Origin of the sequence: uncultured Barnesiella sp. (assembly GCF_946496565.1) — a bacterium.
Classification (GTDB): Bacteria; Bacteroidota; Bacteroidia; order Bacteroidales; family Barnesiellaceae; genus Barnesiella; species Barnesiella merdigallinarum.
The window spans coordinates 1-19,379 of record NZ_CAMMHD010000027.1; the positions used below are offsets into that span (position 1 = coordinate 1).

At 55.7% G+C, this 19,379-nt stretch carries 15 protein-coding genes and 1 tRNA gene; 8 read left to right on the forward strand and 8 right to left on the reverse strand.

Annotated features, from left to right (window positions below; all coding sequences use genetic code 11):
- Positions 1–308 precede the first annotated feature (308 nt).
- On the forward strand, positions 309–1,790 hold the full coding sequence (proS, locus tag Q1K76_RS11500) for a proline--tRNA ligase (RefSeq protein ID WP_258327110.1): 1,482 nt from the start codon (positions 309–311) through the stop codon (positions 1,788–1,790).
- Between the two features lie 160 nt (positions 1,791–1,950).
- Here the strand turns inward: proS and Q1K76_RS11505 are convergent, their stop codons facing one another.
- A complete protein-coding gene (locus tag Q1K76_RS11505) occupies positions 1,951–3,114 on the reverse strand; it encodes a hypothetical protein (protein ID WP_300133526.1) in 1,164 nt (387 codons plus the stop codon).
- Positions 3,115–3,422: 308 nt separating this feature from the next.
- On the opposite strand from Q1K76_RS11505, the gene Q1K76_RS11510 reads away from it, so the two are divergent.
- Positions 3,423–4,790, forward strand: coding sequence for an MFS transporter (locus Q1K76_RS11510; protein WP_300133529.1), 1,368 nt, complete (start codon positions 3,423–3,425; stop codon positions 4,788–4,790).
- An 87-nt stretch (positions 4,791–4,877) separates the two neighbouring features.
- Here Q1K76_RS11510 and gadC read toward each other — a convergent pair whose 3' ends face one another.
- Complete coding sequence (gene gadC, locus Q1K76_RS11515; protein ID WP_258327113.1) at positions 4,878–6,512, reverse strand: putative glutamine/gamma-aminobutyrate antiporter GadC; 1,635 nt, start codon at positions 6,510–6,512, stop codon at positions 4,878–4,880.
- Positions 6,513–6,619: 107 nt separating this feature from the next.
- On the opposite strand from gadC, the gene Q1K76_RS11520 reads away from it, so the two are divergent.
- Complete coding sequence (locus tag Q1K76_RS11520) at positions 6,620–7,324, forward strand: potassium channel family protein (protein WP_300133532.1); 705 nt, start codon at positions 6,620–6,622, stop codon at positions 7,322–7,324.
- Positions 7,325–7,402: 78 nt separating this feature from the next.
- On the opposite strand, the gene glsA is transcribed toward Q1K76_RS11520, so the two are convergent.
- Positions 7,403–8,368: a glutaminase A gene (gene glsA, locus Q1K76_RS11525; protein ID WP_298664002.1), complete on the reverse strand. Its 966-nt coding sequence runs from the start codon at positions 8,366–8,368 to the stop codon at positions 7,403–7,405.
- A gap of 5 nt (positions 8,369–8,373) precedes the next feature.
- Positions 8,374–9,816 carry a glutamate decarboxylase gene (locus Q1K76_RS11530; RefSeq protein ID WP_300133534.1) on the reverse strand — a complete coding sequence of 481 codons (1,443 nt, stop codon included), beginning with the start codon at positions 9,814–9,816 and terminating at the stop codon, positions 8,374–8,376.
- A 224-nt stretch (positions 9,817–10,040) separates the two neighbouring features.
- On the opposite strand from Q1K76_RS11530, the gene Q1K76_RS11535 reads away from it, so the two are divergent.
- Positions 10,041–11,240: an MFS transporter gene (locus tag Q1K76_RS11535; protein WP_258327116.1), complete on the forward strand. Its 1,200-nt coding sequence runs from the start codon at positions 10,041–10,043 to the stop codon at positions 11,238–11,240.
- 5 nt (positions 11,241–11,245) lie between these two features.
- Positions 11,246–12,184, forward strand: coding sequence for a DMT family transporter (locus Q1K76_RS11540; protein ID WP_298664026.1), 939 nt, complete (start codon positions 11,246–11,248; stop codon positions 12,182–12,184).
- Here Q1K76_RS11540 and Q1K76_RS11545 read toward each other — a convergent pair.
- The 4 genes from Q1K76_RS11545 to Q1K76_RS11560 all read right to left on the reverse strand — a co-directional run bounded on the left by Q1K76_RS11545 (position 12,167) and on the right by Q1K76_RS11560 (position 16,258).
- The gene (locus Q1K76_RS11545; protein WP_300133537.1) at positions 12,167–13,138 is read right to left on the reverse strand and encodes a DMT family transporter; all 972 of its coding nucleotides are present in this window, start codon (positions 13,136–13,138) and stop codon (positions 12,167–12,169) included. The genes Q1K76_RS11540 and Q1K76_RS11545 overlap by 18 nt on opposite strands.
- A 134-nt stretch (positions 13,139–13,272) precedes the next feature.
- Positions 13,273–14,361 carry an aminoglycoside phosphotransferase family protein gene (locus Q1K76_RS11550; RefSeq protein WP_300133540.1) on the reverse strand — a complete coding sequence of 363 codons (1,089 nt, stop codon included), beginning with the start codon at positions 14,359–14,361 and terminating at the stop codon, positions 13,273–13,275.
- A gap of 10 nt (positions 14,362–14,371) precedes the next feature.
- Positions 14,372–15,313 (reverse strand): sugar phosphate isomerase/epimerase, encoded by a 942-nt coding sequence (locus Q1K76_RS11555; RefSeq protein WP_300133542.1) that lies wholly within the window; start codon positions 15,311–15,313, stop codon positions 14,372–14,374.
- Positions 15,314–15,349: 36 nt separating this feature from the next.
- A complete protein-coding gene (locus Q1K76_RS11560) occupies positions 15,350–16,258 on the reverse strand; it encodes a PHB depolymerase family esterase (protein ID WP_300133545.1) in 909 nt (302 codons plus the stop codon).
- A gap of 497 nt (positions 16,259–16,755) precedes the next feature.
- Between Q1K76_RS11560 and Q1K76_RS11565 the strand changes: the two genes are divergently transcribed.
- The 3 genes from Q1K76_RS11565 to Q1K76_RS11575 all read left to right on the forward strand — a co-directional run bounded on the left by Q1K76_RS11565 (position 16,756) and on the right by Q1K76_RS11575 (position 18,959).
- Positions 16,756–17,568: a purine-nucleoside phosphorylase gene (locus Q1K76_RS11565; protein WP_087408408.1), complete on the forward strand. Its 813-nt coding sequence runs from the start codon at positions 16,756–16,758 to the stop codon at positions 17,566–17,568.
- Between the two features lie 61 nt (positions 17,569–17,629).
- A complete protein-coding gene (gene thiL, locus Q1K76_RS11570; protein WP_300133549.1) occupies positions 17,630–18,673 on the forward strand; it encodes a thiamine-phosphate kinase in 1,044 nt (347 codons plus the stop codon).
- Between the two features lie 213 nt (positions 18,674–18,886).
- A tRNA-Phe gene (locus Q1K76_RS11575) sits at positions 18,887–18,959 on the forward strand.
- The last annotated feature ends 420 nt before the right edge of the window (positions 18,960–19,379 follow it).

Here is a 19,379-nt window from a genome sequence, read left to right on the forward strand (position 1 = left end):
GGTTCGGGATAGTCAAAAACTGAAAAACTCCGTTTTTCTTTTGACTCTTCGCTCACCTTTCTGCCATCTTCGGATAAGATAGGATACGGTTCGGGATAGTCAAAACTGAAAAACTCCGTTTTTCTTTTGACTCTCCGCTCACCTTTCACTATCTTTGCAAGCCGTAAATAGGGCGTGGCCGGGCATGGTCAAACGCAGAAAACGGTTGTTTCTGTTTGATTTTTTACCCGCCTTTCTCTATTGAGGCAAATCCTTTGCTTGGGGCAGGGGAGAGTTTTTTCGTGTCAATAAACAAACAGCATAAAATAATGGCAAAAGAGTTGAAAGAATTGACCAAGCGTGCCGATAACTATTCGCAATGGTACAACGACTTGGTGGTAAAGGCCGACTTGGCAGAACAGTCGGCCGTGCGGGGCTGTATGGTAATCAAGCCCTATGGATATGCAATTTGGGAGAAGATGCAACGCCAGCTCGACGACATGTTCAAGGCGACGGGCCACGTGAATGCCTACTTCCCGTTGTTGATTCCGAAATCGTTCCTGAGCCGCGAGGCCGAGCACGTAGAGGGCTTTGCCAAAGAGTGCGCCGTAGTGACTCACTACCGCTTGAAAACCAACCCCGACGGCACGGGCGTAGTGGTAGACCCCGCCGCCAAACTCGAGGAGGAGCTCATCATCCGTCCTACCTCCGAGACCATTATCTGGAACACCTATAAAAACTGGATTCACTCCTATCGCGACCTGCCCATCCTGTGCAACCAGTGGGCCAACGTGTTCCGCTGGGAGATGCGTACCCGCCTCTTCCTGCGTACGGCCGAGTTTTTGTGGCAAGAGGGGCACACCGCCCACGCTACCCGCGAGGAGGCCGAGGCCGAGGCTCGTCGCATGCTCGAGGTTTATGCCGACTTTGCCGAGAACTTCATGGCCGTGCCGGTAATCAAGGGTGTGAAATCGGCCAACGAGCGTTTTGCCGGTGCCCTCGATACCTATACCATCGAGGCCATGATGCAGGACGGCAAGGCCCTGCAGTCGGGTACGTCGCACTTCCTGGGGCAGAACTTCGCCAAGGCATTCGACGTGCAGTTCATCAACAAGAACAACGAGCTCGAATATGTGTGGGCTACCTCGTGGGGCGTATCTACCCGTCTGATGGGTGCCCTTATCATGACCCACAGCGACGACAACGGTCTGGTGTTGCCGCCGAAACTGGCTCCCATCCAGGTGGTGATTATCCCCATCTACAAGAATGCCGAGCAACTGCACGCCATCGACGTGAAGGCCGACGAAATCGCCGGCAAGTTGCGCGCCATGGGTATCTCGGTCAAATACGACAACGCCGACAATAAACGCCCGGGCTTCAAGTTTGCCGACTATGAGCTGAAGGGTGTGCCCGTGCGTCTGGTCATGGGAGCCCGCGACCTCGAGAACGGCACCGTAGAGGTGATGCGCCGCGATACGCTCGAAAAAGAGACATTGCCCGTCGACAACATCGAGCAGGTTGTAAAAGGTCTGCTCGACGAGATACAGGCCAATATCTTCCAGAAGGCTCTCAAGTTCCGTCAGGAGCACACCATTACGGTCGACAGCTACGACGAGTTCAAAGAGAAGATCGAGGAGGGCGGCTTTATCCTGGCTCACTGGGACGGCACGACCGAGACCGAGGAGCGCATCAAGGAGGAGACCAAGGCGACGATTCGCTGTATCCCGTTCGATGGCGATACCACGCCGGGCGTCTGCATGGTTACCGGCAAGCCGTCGGCTCGCCGCGTGCTCTTTGCCCGCTCGTACTAATCGAGACGAATACAAGTTCAACCATACTGCACAGGGCGGTTCCGACAGCGGGGCCGCCCTTGTTGTTTGCGTTTGCAGGGAAACAGGGGGGGAGGATGTGACCGCAGACTCTCTCTCTGCGCGGCCGATACGGGAGACTCCGTTGCGTGAGGGGCAGGGATTAGGGAATGACAGACGAGCCGGGGGTGGGGTAGTTCCCGTCGGATTGCCGGGCGTCCCGAGCCTGCTCTTTGGGACCGAAGGCCCGGTTCCATTCGATGATTACTCCCTCGCGGCTGAAGTGGAGGGTAAGTACCCCGTTGTCGCCTATCATGGCCTTTACCCCCTCTTTGAGCGGTTTGTGTTCGGCATCGAACCAGGTGACGTCGAAGAGGTTGGCGAGTCCTGTCGGTCGCAGTACCGCCTTCACCATGCCCGTTTGCCATTGGTCGTTGAATCGCTGGGCCCCGCTCTCGTAGACGAGCAGGTAGTTGGTCCCGTTAGCCACCAGGGCCAACCGGTAGTTGCCGCCCAGTCGGGTGTTGAGGCTCGACGAGGAGGCTTGCAGGAATTCATAGACCCCTTCGGTGGGGTCGGTGCTGTGGCGCAGGTACTCGTTCAGGGCTTCGGGTTCCCAGACGACCTGTCGTTCGGGATATTCGCACGGTGTAACCTTCCACGACTTCAGCTCAACACAGGCTCCGCGCCCCACGTAGATACCCGCCCGGTCGCCAAAGAGGCGGTCGTCGCGGCAAAAGCCGATGCGGCATTCGCGCTCGTCGCCCAGCAAGATTTCGTATCCGCCCTGGGTAGGGACAATGTGCAGCCGGTTGTAGTCGGTCTCGGGGCGGATGGCCGATGAGGCGATTCGCTGCCAATGGGAGTGAACCAAGGTGTCGCCATCGGCTACGGTCAGGATGGTAAATTGCAGTTCGGGCAGCTGGTAGCCGTAGAAGTCGTCGTTTCCGGCCCGCATCAGTACGGCGTGGTAGTTTTGGTTATTGCGGTATCCCCATACCACGCCCCACACCGGTCTCTTCACCGAACCAGCCCGCCGGCTCTTCCCGGAGTCGTCGACCCGATAGACTGCATACTTTCTGCCCGTTCGGTTGTGGCGATTGGCCAGCTCGACCGTGATGGACGGACGCATTCCTTCGCCCGGAACAATGCCGGTAGATACTACGTTCACCACATCGCCGTCGGCATTGCGGTTACAATCCGATAAAACATCTTTTTGAATTACAGCTCGGCGCAGCGGCTCCTCACCCGTGTACCACGATTGGGCCACGCACGAACCGGCACAAAGCACGATAACCAGAATAGTAAGGAGGAGATGTACATTCATGGTTTTGCTGTTTGGGGCAGTCTGTTTTGCTTGTCAGGGTCACCACTTCAAAGATAAATCAAACCGGGCGAAGAACAAAGGAAAAAGAAGGTTTTTCGTTATCGGTTTGTGTCGTAGCACTCTGCAATCGCTGCATGGAGAAAAAGGTTGCTTATACCTGAGGCTTGGAGAATTGTGTCCGATGAGTATATTTCGAGGAGAAAGATAGCCCGATTGTCAGGTATATTTTTTATATTTGCGTATAAAACGAAACGAAAGCGAAAAACAACGAAACACACATTATTAAATCTAATTAAAGCGCTAGAGAAATGTTGAAAAAAATGCTGGGAAAAGTCGTCGACTTTTATCGGGCATTGCCCCCGGCCGAGAGGCCGGCATCGCTTACCGATGAAGAGGCTGCCAAGTTGACGAAGAAATTGAGATTGCAAAGTTTTTTTGCGGGAACCCTGGGGTACAGTCTGTATTACGTATGCCGCACCGGGCTGAATGTGGTGAAGACCCCCATAGTCGAGAGCGGTATGCTCAACGACCAACAGCTGGGCATCGTGGGCTCGGCGTTGCTGTTTGCCTATGCCATCGGTAAGTTTGTGAATAGTTTCATGGCCGACCACTCCAATATCAAGCGGTTTATGGCTACGGGGCTCATCGTCTCGTCCATTGCCAACCTCATCGTGGGAGTGTTGGGTATGGCCAAAGGTCTCATCGGGTTGTCGTCGATGGCCTTCTTTGTCTGCTTTTTCATCATGTGGGCCCTCAACGGCTGGTCGCAGTCGATGGGTGCGGGCCCTGCCATCATAGCCCTGTCGCGCTGGTTTTCGCCCAAGGAGCGGGGAACCTACTACGGTTTCTTCAGTGCAAGCCACAATCTGGGTGAGTTCTTCTCCTTCATCTTTGTCGGGTCGGTAGTCGGCTGGCTGGGCTGGCAGGCCGGGTTCATGGGCTCGTTCATAGCGGGGGCGATAGGAGTGCTTATCATCATCTTCTTCCTGCACGACAGCCCCGAGAGCAAGGGGTTGCCCCATGTGGGCAATCCGCCCAAGGAGTCGACCGACAAGGCGCAGAAAGGCGTTTTGCGCAATCCCTACGTGTGGATTCTGGCTCTGGCCAGTGCCTTCATGTATGTGAGCCGCTATGCGGTGAACAGTTGGGGCGTGCGTTTCCTCGAGATGGAGAAGGGCTATTCGCTCGAACTGGCCACGACGGTTATCGGCATCAATGCCCTGCTGGGTATCTTCGGCACGGTGCTTTCGGGGTGGTTCTCCGACAAGTTTTTCAAGGGCAAGCGCAACATGCCGGCCTTTATCTTCGGGGTGCTCAACACCATAGCGCTCTCCCTCTTCCTGCTGGGCGGCGACAGTCTGGTGCTGAATGTCATCAGCATGGTGCTCTTCGGGGTGGCTATCGGGGTGCTCATCTGCTTCCTGGGCGGACTGATGGCGGTCGACATCGTTCCTCGCAACGCTACGGGGGCAGCCTTGGGTGTAGTGGGCATGGCCAGCTACATAGCCGCCGGTCTGCAGGATGTCATTTCGGGTACGCTCATCGAGAACTTCAAAACGGTATCGGGCGATGTGGTCACTTACGATTTCCTGCCCGTATCGATTTTCTGGATAGGAGCTTCCATCCTCTCGTTTGTGCTGGCACTCTTTGTGTGGAATGTCAAGCCGGCCGAGTGATGGCATAAGGATCATTGAACGCATGAAAAGCCGACGTCTTCGAGAAGAGGACGCCGGCTTTTTCGTATGGGTTTGTAGCGAGACCGTTTACGGTTGAGGCGGGGTAGAGCCTTTCGTTCCGGCATTCGGGTCGGTTGTCGGTGCGGTCGGTTTCGAATGAGGTTGTGATGCCGGAGTCGGTTGGGCTGAAGCGGTAGCCCCTCGACCGGATGCCGACGGAGTAGCCCCTGTGGGTTGCGAGTTTTGGGGGTGAGTTGTGGTCGGGGCAGCGGTCTCCTCCCAGTGGAAGGGTTCGAACTGGCTCTCCTTGTTGGTCCAGCTGGGTTTACGCGACGCGTAGATGATGAAGGGGGCAATCACCACGACGAGGGTACCGATAATGAGCACCGAGAACCACACGGCGTTGCTGCCTACCGAAATCTGGCTGGGGGGTATGAAGCTGAGCACGAAGGCCAGCAGGGAGCCCAGGAATCCCAGGCCGCCGATGAACCACATCATGCCGTTGCCTTTGCTGCCGATGCGGAACGGGCGGTTGCTCTTCTTCATGTTGTACCGCAGGTAGATGGCAGCCGAGAACATGAGCATGTACATGATGAGGTAGAGCACCACCGTGAGTTGCGACATGATTTGGTAGAAACTCTGCACCGAGGGCATCACCACGAAGAGCAGACTCAGCAGTGTGACGGCGGCACCTTGCAGGTAGAGGATGTTTTTCTGTACGCCTATCTTGTTGGTCTTCTGGAAGAAAGGGGGCAGATACCCGGCGCGGCCCACGGCAAAGATACCTTTCGAAGGGCCGGCCACCCAGGTGAGCACACCGGCCAGCACACCGAAGGCGAGCGCGATGGCAATGACCGGCGAGAGCCACGAGGCCTTGATGAAGTTGAAATAGTTGTCGAATCCGACCAGCAGACTCTGGGTGAGGTTGATGTCTTTTTGCGGGATGATGATACCCAGTGCAAAGGTACCCAGCACAAAGATGAGCACTGTGATGGCCGAGCCGATGAATACCGCCTTGGGGTAGTTTTTCGAGGGGTTGTTGATGTCTTTCACGTGGATACCGCCCATCTCCATACCGGCATAGAAGAGGAAGATGCTGGCGGCCAGCACCAGGTTGTCGAAGTTGGAGAAGTCGGGCAGGAAGCTCCCCGAGAAGTCCATCTGCGACTTGCCGCCCATGGCCAGATAGACGATGGCCAGAACCACCAGCAGCCCGGCCGGAATGATGGTACCCACCAGACCGCCCACCTTGGCCACCTTGCCTACCCAGTCGAGCCCCTTCAGCGAGATGAAGGTGGCCAGCCAGTAGATGAACAGCACCACCGCCAGGGTGTAGAAACGGTTCGAGGCCAGCAGCATGTCGCCCGTGTGGTCCATGCCGATGAAGGCGATGGCCACGGCGCCGAAGGTCAGTACCGTAGGATACCAGATAGTACTCTCGATCCATTGCAGCCAGATGGCTAGGAAGCCGGCCTTCTTGCCGAAGGCTTCGCCCACCCAGCGGAACACACCGCCCTGCTTGTCCTGGAACATGGCGGCCAGTTCGGCGGCTACCAGAGCCGTGGGAATGAGGAATACCAGTGCGGCAAATAGATAATAGAAGGCCGAGCTTACGCCATATTCGGCCTCGGCCGGCAGTCCGCGCAGCGAGACGACCGCCGTTACATTCATGATAGCGAGCGTAAATACGCCCAGTTTGACAGATTTACCGATGTTTGCCATATACGTTTTGAATTAAGTTTGTCGTGGTGGAGCAGCCACATTCATGCAGATAAACAAACATCGGGCGGTTGTTGTTTTACCGGCATGAAATTATAAAGAAAGAAAAAATGGAAAAACAAACTTCTCCGTCGGGGTGGCGACGGTATGAATCGAAAGTCTATGGCGCCCTGCACATCGCTATTCTGGTGCTGTCGGTGTTTCTCATCATTACCATTTCGGTCGATACGTTTCGCAACCTCTCGTTTCTCAACCAAGGCAACTACATGACCGTGCAGTTGTGGGTGTGCACCTTCTTCATGTTCGACTTCCTGCTCGAGCTGGTGCTCTCGCCCCACAAGTGGCGGTATCTGAAGAGCCATTTCATCTTCTTCCTCGTGTCGATACCCTATCTCAACATCATCACCTACATGCACGTCGACTTCTCGCCCCAGGCCGGCTACTTCCTGCGGTTCATCCCGCTGGTGCGGAGCGGCTACGCACTGGCCATCGTGGTGGGGTGGTTCACCCGCAACCGGGCGTCGAGTCTGTTGGTGTCGTATCTCACCATGCTGTTGGCCACGGTCTACTTCTCGAGTCTGCTCTTCTTTGTCATCGAGCATGATGTCAATCCGCTGGTCGTACACTATACCGATGCCCTTTGGTGGGCCTTTATGGATGTGACTACCGTAGGGTCGAATATCTATGCGGTCACGGCTACCGGCAAAATTCTGTCGGTTGTGCTGGCGGCTCTGGGCATGATGATGTTTCCCATCTTTACCGTCTATGTGACCAACTGGGCCCAACAGGCTGCCCAGCGCAAGGACGATGCGTGACTCTACGAGCCAGATACAGCAAGAGAGCCGGGTGCCATTGCACCCGGCTCTCTTGTTTTGTATGGAAGCGATTGCCGGTCAGGCCGAGACAATCACCGAGTCGCCGCTGAATACCGAGAGACCCAGCTTGTTCATGATGTAGCGAATGGCCAGTTGGGCCTTGACCGAGTTGCCGGCCTCGTCGATAGGCGGGGCAAAGGCCGAGATGCCCATCACGCCCGGCAGTACGCCCAGGATGCCGCCGCCTACGCCCGACTTGGCCGGCAGCCCCGACGTGTAGAGCCAGTCGCCCGTGTGCTCGTAGAAACCTACGGTCGAGATGAGCGAGGTAATCTTGGAGGCCAGTGATGCCTCGAACACCTGTTGGTTCGTCTTGGGGTTGACCCCTTTGTTGGCGATGGTGGCTCCGCAGATGGCCAGCTGTTGGGCGGTGATGCCCAGTGAGCATTGGCGGGTGTAGAGGTCGAGCGACAGGTCGGGGTCGTCGTAGATGCGGCTGTAGTTTTTCAACAGCCAGGCGATGGAGCGGTTGTTGAAGTTGGTGTCCGACTCCGACTTGTAGAGCTCGTCGATCAGGACGGGAGCACTGCCCGAGAGTTGAGTGATGTTCTCGACGATGGCCTCCCACTTGGCCTGGGCGTTGCCGGTCGGCTGCACCATGCTGCACGCCGATATGGCACCGGCGTTGACCAGCGGGGTAGAGGGGTGGTCGTTCTCGAGCAGGATGGCCACAATCGAGTTGAAGGGCAACCCTGTGGCATCGGCCCCGATCATCGAGAGCAGTTTGTCGGCCCCGTACTGGCGCAGCACCAGAATGGCGGTGTGTACCTTCGAGACCGATTCGATGCCGAACCGGTACTGGGTGTCGCCCACCTCGATGAGATGCCCGTTGGTGAGGCACACGCTTATGCCGAACAGCTGGCTGTCGATGCCGGCCAGATAGGGAATGTAGTCGGCATTCTTGCCGTCGTGGTTGTTGTGGTAGAGGTTGTGGGCCTCGTGCAGGGTTTGCTCGATTTGAGCAATCGAAATAACCTTTTTCATAACCGTTACTTTTTGGATTTGCGGCGATAGCCCGTGTGGGTGAACATGGTGCTTTCGACCTCGATATTTTTCTCCTGGGCGATGCGGGTGGGGGTAGGATACTCGAGTTTCTCGAGGTCGGCCACGGCGTCGCAGATGTCTTTGAGCAACATGTCGGCCATGTCGCGGCTGAAGCCCTGGCGCACGACGATACGCATGACCACGTAGCTCTCTACGCTCTTGGGCAGCGAGTAGGCGGGTACCATCCAGCCGCTTTGGCGCAGACGGTCTTGCAGGTCATACAGGGTCCACTTGGCATTCTTGGCATAGTCGGGGTGCATGTACCAGATGAAGAGCGGGTTCTCTACCCGGTCGCTGTAATTGACAAAGGGTTTCATCTTGCCAATCTCGTCGTGCAGGTATTGGGTAATCTGCATGCTGTTGTACTGGATGGCCTTGTAGCCCTGGAATCCCAACCGGATGAACTGGTAGTACTGGCCCAGAATCTGTGCGGCGGGACGCGAGAAGTTGAGTCCCACTTGCGTGATGTCGGCACCCAGGTAGTTGACGCTGAACGACATGTCGTCGGGCAGATACTTCTTGTCGCGCCATACGACCCACCCCAGACCGGGATAGACCAGGCCGAACTTGTGGCCCGAGGTGCTGATGGAGAGTACCCACTTCAGGCGGAAGTCCCACTTCTTGTGCGGTTCGAGGAAGGGCAGGATGAATCCGCCCGAGGCGGCGTCGACGTGTATGGGGATGTCGTAGCCGGTCTTTTTGTTATAGGCGTCGAGCAGGTGGTCGAGCCGCTCCACGTCGTCGTTCAGCCCCGTCCAGGTAACCCCCTCGATGGGCACGATGCAGATGGTATTTTCGTCGCACATCTTGAGGGCCTCTTCCGGGTCGAGGGTAGGTTTGTCGAGCGTGAGCGGAACCTCGCGCATCTCGATTTGCCACAGTTGGGCAAACTTCTCCCACACAATCTGGTAGGCCGATGAGATGACAAAGTTGGGCTTGTCGGAGGGTTTGCCCTGGGCCTGACGTTTCTTGCGCCAGCGCAACCAGGCGGCCACACCGCCCAGCATACAAGCCTCGGACGAACCTATGGCCACGGCGCCGCTTTTCCATTTGGCCTCCTCGGGCGAGTTCCACAGGTTGGCCATGATGTTGATGCACTTGGCGTTCATCACGGCAATGCGGGGATACTCCGTCTCGTCGATGTAGTTGATGTTGATGGCCTCGTTCATCAGCTTGGTGGCATACTTGTCCATGTAGGTGGTGACGAAGGTGGCCAGGTTGAGGCGGGGTTGAGTCTGGGCAAAGGTCTCGTCCTTGACCATCTGGTAGGCGATTTCGGGGGTGGTAGGTGCATCGGGTATGCGCTCTACGGGTGAAGGTTTCAACATTTCGTCGGACCCGAAGATGCTCGTTTTGGCATCTCCTTCTCTTAAACTAAAATCTCTCATTGTATAAAGTTTTTAATGAATGAAATCTGCGAATCCGGCACTCCCGGGGGAGGACGGCTTCTGCATGAGACAACAGTCCCGACCGGGTGAATGTTTAGTGCGCGGGGGCAATTCCTGCACAATTTGGCACTTGTTAAAAAAGGGGGCGATAAACTTTCGGGGGTGTAGATTGTTCTCACCCTGTAAACGGGTCGGCAGGGATGCCGGCCGAAAACTGCAAGACTATGAAAATTGAAACCGGGCGGGGTACGATTCCGCTCATTACACTGTTGGGGATATGGTCCATATCGGCCTTGAGCGCTTTGCCGGGGCTGGCGGTTTCGCCCATTCTGGGGCAGTTGTCCACCATCTTTCCCCACGCGTCCGAGTTTGACATACAGTTGCTCACCTCGTTGCCTTCGTTGCTGACGATACCCTTCATCCTGCTCTCGGGCAAACTCACCGAGCGGGTGAACAACGTGCTGCTGTTGCAGGTGGGGCTGGTGGTCTTTGCCTTGAGCGGGGTGCTCTACCTCTTCTCGGGGCAGATGTGGCAGTTGATTGCCGTGAGTGCCCTGCTGGGTATCGGGGCGGGCATCATCGTGCCGCTCTCGACAGGCCTCATCTCGCGCCATTTCACGGGGCGATACCGCACGCAGCAGTTCGGGTTGAGCTCGGCCATCACCAACGTCACGCTGGTATTGGCCACGATGCTCACCGGCTATCTGGCCGAGGTGAACTGGCACTTGCCCTTTGTCGTCTATCTGGCTCCCGTGCTTTCGCTGCTGCTCTCCTTCTCGCTCAAGGGCGATTCGACTTCGGCCCGGCCGGTGGCCCAGAGCTCGACCGGACGCATCGACACGGGGCGGCTCGTGGGGCTGATGGCCTTCTATGGACTCATCACCTATCTGGTGATTATCGTCAGCTTCAACCTGCCCTTCCTGATGAAAGAGTACCATTTCGATACGGGGGCGTCGGGCTTTATCATCTCGCTCTTCTTTCTGGCCATCATGTTGCCCGGCTTCTTCCTCAATCCCGTGTTGTCGTTTCTGGGGTCGCTCACCAAGTTTACGAGTCTGGTCAGCATTGCCATAGGGCTGTTGCTTGTTCTGCTGTCGTCCAGCGAGTGGGTATTGGCCGTCGGGGCGGTATTCATCGGGTTGGGCTATGGGGTAATGCAACCCGTCATTTACGACCAGACTACCCGGGTGGCCGATGCCTCGCGGGCAACCTTTGCCCTGGCGCTGGTCATGGCCATGAACTACCTGGCCATACTGCTTTGCCCGGTGATTATCGATGCCCTCCAGTCGCTCTTCCACATTCGCACCCAGCGGTTTGCCTTTGAACTCAACCTGGGTATCACGCTGCTGGCGGTGGTGTGGGCCTATTGGAAACGGCACTCGTTCCTGTTCGACGATGCTCCCGCTAATCCCATACAGCCATGAAGATGATGCGTAGTAAAGTAGCGATGGCCAACTGGGCCATGGTGGTGTCGAAGGTCTTCGGCGGCTTGAACGTGAACGCCCTGCACTACCTGTTGCCCCTGTGGCTTGCCCCGCTTACCGGGGCTACCTTCCGGTGCGTGTTTGCCGCCGTGGCTTTCTGGATTCTCGGCTTTTTTGCCCGGCCCGAAAAGGCCTCGACCCGCGACAAGTGGATACTCTTCCTGCTGGGAGCCGTGGGCATCTATGGCTACATGTTTTCCTATCTGATGGGGCTGAGCAAGACTACCCCGGTCTCGGCCGCCATCTTTACCTCGATGCAGCCCATCTGGGTCTTCGTCATATCGGTGCTCTTCATGCACGAGCGCATCACGCTGCTCAAGGTGGTGGGTATTCTGGTGGGGTTGGGGGGCGCCATGCTCTGCATCCTCACCCAGAAGAGCGACGACCTCGCCTCCGATGCGTTGGCCGGTAATCTCTTCTGCCTGATGAGCTCGGTCATCTATGCCATCTATCTGGTGTTGAGCAACCAGTTTCTGAAGCGTACGGGCACCTATACCCTCATGCGCTACACCTTTTCGGGGGCGGCTGTGTCGAGCTTGATTGTGATGGCCTTTACCGGCTATGATGCCCCGTTGTTCGAGTCGCCGCTCCACCTGTGGCCACTGGTGGCGTTGCTGTTTGTGTTGATATTCCCCACGGTGCTGAGCTATCTGCTGGTGCCCGTCGGGCTGCGGTATCTGAAGACGACGGTGGTCGCCATCTACGGCTATCTCATTCTCATGGTGGCTTCGATTGTCTCGTTTCTCACGGGACAGGACCGTTTCAGTTGGACCCAGATTCTGGCCATGGTGCTCATCTGTGTCGGGGTTTACGCGGTAGAGATTGCCGAGAATCGCGGCAGCCGTGCCCCCACGTCGCATTTGCATTCATCGCCTCATGCGTGACGACCCTTTGCGGAACCATCGCGGGGCCCGTTGCCACACCTTTTTCAGCTCTTCGGGATTGCGGGCCACGATAACCGTGGTGACGGCCACGAGTATGATGCCGATACCCCAGGCCTGCACACGGCTGCAACTCTCGCCCAGGAAGAGGATGCCCATGATCACGGCGGTGAGCGGCTCCATGCAGCCCAGCACGGCGGTGGTAGTAGAGCCTATATGTTTGACGGCCAGGATGAGGGTGAGGTTGGAGATGAGTGTGGGCACCAACGCCAGCATGAAGAGGTCGATGCCGCTCTTCCACGACGGGATGGGAGCCAGCCCTTCGCCTCGCACCAGCAGGTTGACGAGGAAAAAGAGACTCCCGGTCGAGAGGATGTAGAAGGTGAGCTTCAGGCTGTCGATACGGCCGATGCTCGAGCGGTTAAGCCCCACGATATACGAGGCGTAGGTGAGTACGGTAGTCAGCGCCAGGGCCATGCCCGTAGGGTTCACCTCACTGCCGTTGCTCCCGCTCAGCAGGTAGATGCCGCCCAGGGCCAGCAGCGTGGCCACGGCAACGGGCACCGAGAGCCGCTCCTTGAAAAGGACGACCATCAATATCGTCACCAGTACCGGGTAGAGAAAGTGCAGTGTGGTGGCCAGTCCGCTGGGTATGTAGAGGTACGACTGTGTGAGCAGGAACGAGGTGGCGGCGTAGAGCAGGGCAAAGCCGGCAATGACCGGCAGTTGCCGCTTCGCGATACGGAAGCTCTCGCGCCGGGCCAGCAGCACGAGCCCTACCAGCAGGGCCGATATGGCAAACCGGTAGAATACCACCGAGTTGACCGACACCCCGGCCTTCAAGGCTGGTATGGCAAAGAGGGGTACAAGGCCGAATGTGGCCGACGATACTACGGCATAAATCAGACCTCTGATCGATTTTCTCTTCTCTTCCGTCATCACGGTATCTTTAAACATCTGAAATAATCTTTTTGTCGGGTGGATGAGAATGCGGGGCCGCATGGAAAACCGATGTTCCCGATACGACCCCGTACCTTTGAAAATTCATAATCCGCTACAACGGTTCACGACCGCAGGACGGCGGCATGGAATCACCGCCCCAGGCACTCGTCGATGTAGGCTTTCATGGCTGGTACGGCAGCCTCGGCACTTTGCAGCAGCTTGAACTGCGCGCGGGTACGCACCAGGTTGTGGTCGGGATACTTGATTTTGTAGTAGGTATCGCCGTTGATGTAGTCGGCGAGGAACCGCACGGCCTGCATGTAGGGGAAGAGGGTGGCGGCGTAGGGCAGGTTGTCGATTTCGACATCGGTCAGGAATACGCGAGCCGTCTCCAGGTAGCCCTTGGTGAAGGCCTTGAAAATCTCCATGTTGAAGTTGACGTGGTCCAGATTCTTGTCGTCCTCCTCGCCGGTGTTGGCGGCGGTGCGCATGAAGTCGCCGAAGTCGGAGAAGATGTAGCTGGGCATCACCGTGTCGAGGTCGATTACGCACAGCACCCGGCCGTTCTCGTCGAACATCATGTTGTTTACCTTCGTGTCGCAGTGGCAGATACGCTTGGGCAGCTTGCCCTCGCGGTGCAGCCGTTCGGCCAGACACATGGCGTCGGCCCGTTTCTCGATTTCGTCGAGCAGCGGTTGCACCTCGGCCACTCGTCCCACGGGGTCGGCGGCCACGGCTTCGCGCAACTGTTTCAGGCGGAACTCCATGTTGTGAAAGTCGGGAATCGTCTCGCCCAACTCTACCGGGATGTCGGAGAGCATGGCCTGGAAATCGCCGAAGGCCTGCCCCGCATAGTAGGAGTATTCGGGGGTTACGGCATCGTAGCTCTTGGCGTTGTGGATAAAGATGAGCACCCGCCAGTAGCTCTCGCCGTCGAAGTAGTAGAGCTTATGGTCTTTCGTGGGGATGAGGGTGAGCACCTTGCGGTCGATGTCGGTCTCGCCCCGGGCCTCGAGTTTGTGCCGGATGTGGGTCGTCACCTGGTAGAAGTTGTTCTGGAGCATATCCACGTTGGTGAAGATGGTGTGGTTGATGCGTTGCAGCACATAGTCGGGTGCCTCGGGCGGTGTGGTGGTCACCTTGTACGAGTCATTGATGAGGCCCGCACCCAGCGGTTTTATTTCGGCAACTTTGCCTTCCAAGGCAAAATGCGACAAGATGCTGCTCAAATCTTTCATAGGTCGTTATTTATTGTTTCTGTTGAATCGATTCGATGAACGCACGATAGAGCATTTGGTAGCACTCGTAGAGCTCTTGCGGATTGTTGTACTCTTTTGAGTTGACCTCGTACATGAAGGGCCCCGTGTATTCGGCGTTATAGAGAGCCTGTTGTATCAGGTTCCAATCGTTGTCGCCTTTCCCGCTGCAGGGGTTGGGCATGTAGTGGCATTCGGCCCGGCCGTTCCCGTCAGAGACATGTAGAGTCTTCACCCGGTTGCCCATGGCTTCGATGAGCCGTTCGGGGTTGTCGATGTGGTTCATGTCGACGGCCGAATAGACATCGCTGGGCATCTGTTTCATAATCAGCTCTACCTCTTCGACCGTACGGCACAACGGACGTTCGTATTTCTCGTTGCGAAGCAATTCGTGACCGAGCATATTCTCGATGACCATGATGGCGCCGGCTTCTTTGACCAAGGGGTTAAGTTCGTTGACCGAGCGCAAGAGTTGGGCGATGCGTTTGGGGCGTTCGTTGAGTCCCAAATACCAGCTGGGGTGAAAGAGGATAACCCGGGGTTGCAGTATCTTGCAGAACCGCAGAATACGCCGTTGCAGGGCTACGGTACTCTGTCTGATTGTTTCGTCGCTTTGCGAGAGGTCAATCTCTTTGCCGAAAGGCATGTGTATCGACCAGATTTCGATACCGGCCGAGTCGGCAGCCTGTCGGGCGCTCTTCATGCGGGCCGTAATCTCTTCGTCGCTTTTCTCCTTATTGGTAAAAATTCCGGCACCCAACGATATCTCTATACAGTCGATGCCGGCCTCTTTCATGGTTTTGAGACGGTTGTAGTCGACTGCGTTGAAACCGATGGAACAGCCCACCCGCAAAGGAGGGTATTTCTCTTTTCCACTTGCCGAGATGGCAATGATTGCTAAAAGCACGAATAAGCATTTGATTTTTGTGAACATGATGAATTTTATTTAAGAATGATAATTGAATAGTCGTTAGCGTGTTGCCGGCTGGGGTACTGCCGTTTTTTCGGGTTCGACAAAGCGGCTGAAGAATTGCCAGATGTGTTCGCCCGTGACCAGGTCTTTCTCGCCCCACGAGTGGGTTCCGCCTGTGATTTCGTAGAGCCACACCTCGTGGCCGTCGGTGCCGCCTACATATTTGTGGCGGATAATCGAGTGGCCCGACTCGGGATTGAGTGAGGCTATCGTGTCGGTCTCCTCGTGGGTGCATCGATTTTGGGTAGCCCAGTAGCTCACGGCCAGAGGTACGGCAATGTATTCGCCCCAACCTCCTCGGTTCTCGGGGTCGCCGTTCCACATCGAGGTTTTGTCTTTCGTGCCGTGGATTTCGAGCAGCGGGATAGGTCGGTCGGCTTCCAGCTCCCGGTACATCCATTCGAGCGTAAGCCCGGCGATAGGGGCTACCGCCTTGAACACTTGGGGACATTTATAGGCCAGCAGATAGCACATTTCGCCACCGTTGGAATAGCCTGTGCAGAAGGTGTTGCGGGCACTCAGTCTATAGGTCTGCTGCAGGTGTTGAGCCAGTTCGCAGACGAATGCCACATCGTCGATGGTCATGTCGTCCTGAAAGGGGTAGCCCACATTCCAGCATGTCTTGCCCCGCTTGTCGCGCTCGCCTTGGGGATAGCACACGGCAAACCCGTATTTGTCGGCGATGGAATCCATGCCGAATCTCTCGGGGTCGGCACTGCCGCCGTAGCCGTGAAGCACGAAAACCAGCGGTGCCCCGGGCGATAGATGGGCCGGGCGATAGAGTTTGTAACTGCGATTGATGCTTCCCGATTCGAATTGTAATTCGGTCAGTGTACCGCCCATGCTGTCGGCAAGGAGTATATGCCCCCATATCAGGGCTACGAGACCGAGTAGAATACGTTTCATCTTCGATGGTATTATCTTTATGGAAGATAGAAAGCGGCTTGGCAGAACAACTCTTGAATTACGGCGATTCTCTCCTGTTTACACCCGCTTTTCACTATCTTTTGTAAAGATAGCGAGAAAAGACTTTATCCGGTGATTATTTATTGAAATTTAAGAAAAAAGAGAATCGGGTCTCCTCAAAAACATCGCCGCAGGCGTTATGTGGGGAGCGAAGAGTCCTCTGTCTTTTTTTGCAAAATCAAGGAACGTCGGGCTTTGCTGTGCTCATTATTATATATGTAGAGGATATGGAATCTCGTTTAAAATCCGATTTGGAGGGAGCACGAAATTTGAAAACCTGTTATTCTATTTGTCTTTGCGCTCACCATTCACTATATTTGTAGAATATAGGAGTCGGCTCGGCATAGTCAAAAGTTGAAAACTATGTTTTCTATTTGCCTCTGCTCTCGCCTTTCACTATATTTGCAAACTTTGTTATTTACCAAAATAGTTACGCGATGATTGAAAAGATTAAAGAAACAGCTGCCTACATTGCCTCGAAGGTGCAGGTACTGCCTAAGACCGCTATCATATTGGGTACGGGGTTGGGCGAGTTGGTAAACCATATTACCGACAAGACCGAAATTCCCTATACCGAAATCCCCAATTTCCCCGTGTCGACTGTCGAGGGGCATCAGGGAAAACTTATCTTCGGGAAGCTCGGTAAAAAAGATGTGATGGCTATGCAAGGCCGTTTCCATTTCTATGAGGGATATGACATGAAGCAGGTGACTTTCCCCGTGCGGGTGATGAAAGAGTTGGGCATCGAACACCTCTTTGTCTCCAACGCGGCCGGAGGCATGAACCCCGACTTTGCCATCGGCGACATCATGATTATCCGCGACCACATCAACCTCTTCCCCGAGCATCCGCTGCACGGCCGTAACTACAACGAGCTGGGCGTGCGTTTCCCCGACATGAGCGAGGCCTATTCGCATCGGCTTATTGCCAAGGCCCTCGAAATTGCCGAGAAGAACGACATCAAGGTACAGCAGGGTGTCTATGTGGGCACGCAAGGTCCCACGTTCGAGACGCCGGCCGAGTATCGCTACTTCCGCATCATCGGTGGCGATGCCGTGGGCATGAGCACCGTGCCCGAGGTAATCGTGGCCCGTCATGCCGGTATCGAGGTATTTGCCGTGTCGGTCATCACCGACCTGGGCGTCGAGGGCATTGTGGAGAAGTGCTCGCACGAGGAGGTGCAGAAGGCCGCCGCTGCCGCTCAGCCCAAAATGACCTTCATCATGAAGGAACTGGTAGAACAATTTTAAGTATCAACCGATAAAAACAGAGCAAAGCCCATGAGCGTCGTGGGCTTTGCCGGCTATACCTATGGAAGAAAAACGAACCGAAATAGCTACGTTGGGCGAGTTTGGACTGATTGACCACCTGACGAAGCAGATACAACTCAAAAACGCCTCGTCGCTGAAAGGGGTGGGCGACGATGCCGCCGTGCTCGACTATGCGGGCAAGCGCGTGCTGGTCACCACCGACCTGCTGCTCGAGGGGGTCCACTTCGACCTCACCTACGTGCCCCTAAAACACCTGGGGTACAAATCGGCCGTAGTCAACTTCTCCGACATCTACGCCATGAACGGGACCCCGCGGCAGATAACCGTCTCGCTGGGCGTGTCGAAACGCTTTTCGGTCGAGAATCTCGAGGAGCTCTACGCCGGCATACAACTCGCCTGCGACATCTACGGAGTCGATCTGGTGGGCGGCGACACCTCGGCCTCGATGACCGGCCTCACCATCAGCATCACCTGCATCGGCGAGAGCGACCCCGATAAGATTGTCTATCGCAACGGCGCCCGCGAGAACGACCTCATCTGCGTGAGCGGCGACCTGGGTGCCGCCTACATGGGGCTGCAACTGCTCGAGCGCGAGAAGCGCGTCTTTGCCGGCGAGACCGATTTCAAACCCGCATTCGAAGGTCACGAATACCTGCTCGAACGCCAGTTGAAACCCGAGGCCCGCAAAGACATTATCGAAGAGCTCGACAAGGCCGGAATCGTGCCCACCGCCATGATGGACGTCTCCGACGGCCTCTCCTCCGAGCTGCTCCACATCTGTTCGCAGAGCCATGTCGGGTGCCGCATCTACGAAGACCGCATCCCCATCGACTACCAGACGGCCACCATGGCCACCGAGTTCAACATGAACCTCGTCACCGCCGCCCTCAACGGAGGCGAAGACTACGAATTGCTCTTCACCGTACCCCTCGAGAAGCACGACACCGTCGCCGCCATCCCCGGCATTCGGGTGATAGGCCACATCACCAAACCCGACTTGGGCTGTTGCATGATTACCCGCGACGATGTCGAGATAACCCTGCGGGCTCAAGGTTGGAATTCGCTCGCCGAAGAGGAAGAGTAAGCCATACCGGCCGCTGTAAAATATACCCGGGAGAAGAGGCGAGATTAAAAACTTGCACTCTTCTCCCGATATATTTATGAGTCTGATAAACAAGGAGTCGGCTCGTTTGTGACTCCCTGTCACCACTTCATGGCTATGCTTTTCGATAGAAAAGTAAACGATAAATTTGGTAGATTCAAACAAATCCATTACCTTTGCACACGCAAAAATAAAGGTGCCATAGCTCAGATGGTAGAGCAAAGGACTGAAAATCCTTGTGTCCCCGGTTCGATTCCTGGTGGCACCACATTGAAGAAAAGCAAAAGACAGTAAAATCCTGATTTCCAAGCGAAATCGGGATTTTTTGTTTTCCCCCGGCACGCAAAAAACGGCAGAATCGCAAGACCAGTTCGAAAAGAGAATGATACATATTCTTTTGGAACTGGTCGAGTAAAGTAGGGACTGTCGTAAAAAGAATAAAACTTTATAATGAATTGATTGCCAATGTAATATAAAATTTGTATCTTAGCTAAAGATAAAAAGAATACCTCCAATTGCCCTAGAAAAGCCAAATTTGGAGGTATCGCAAAAATTAATCTGCATGGCTAAGGTACAAAATTTCTCTGAAATATCACCCGATCTTCCTTTCACGGAGTTCGATTTTTATGAATTGTCAAGCGTGGCCGTCCGTCCTTGGAAAAGAAAGAGAACGACATCATCCGCAACG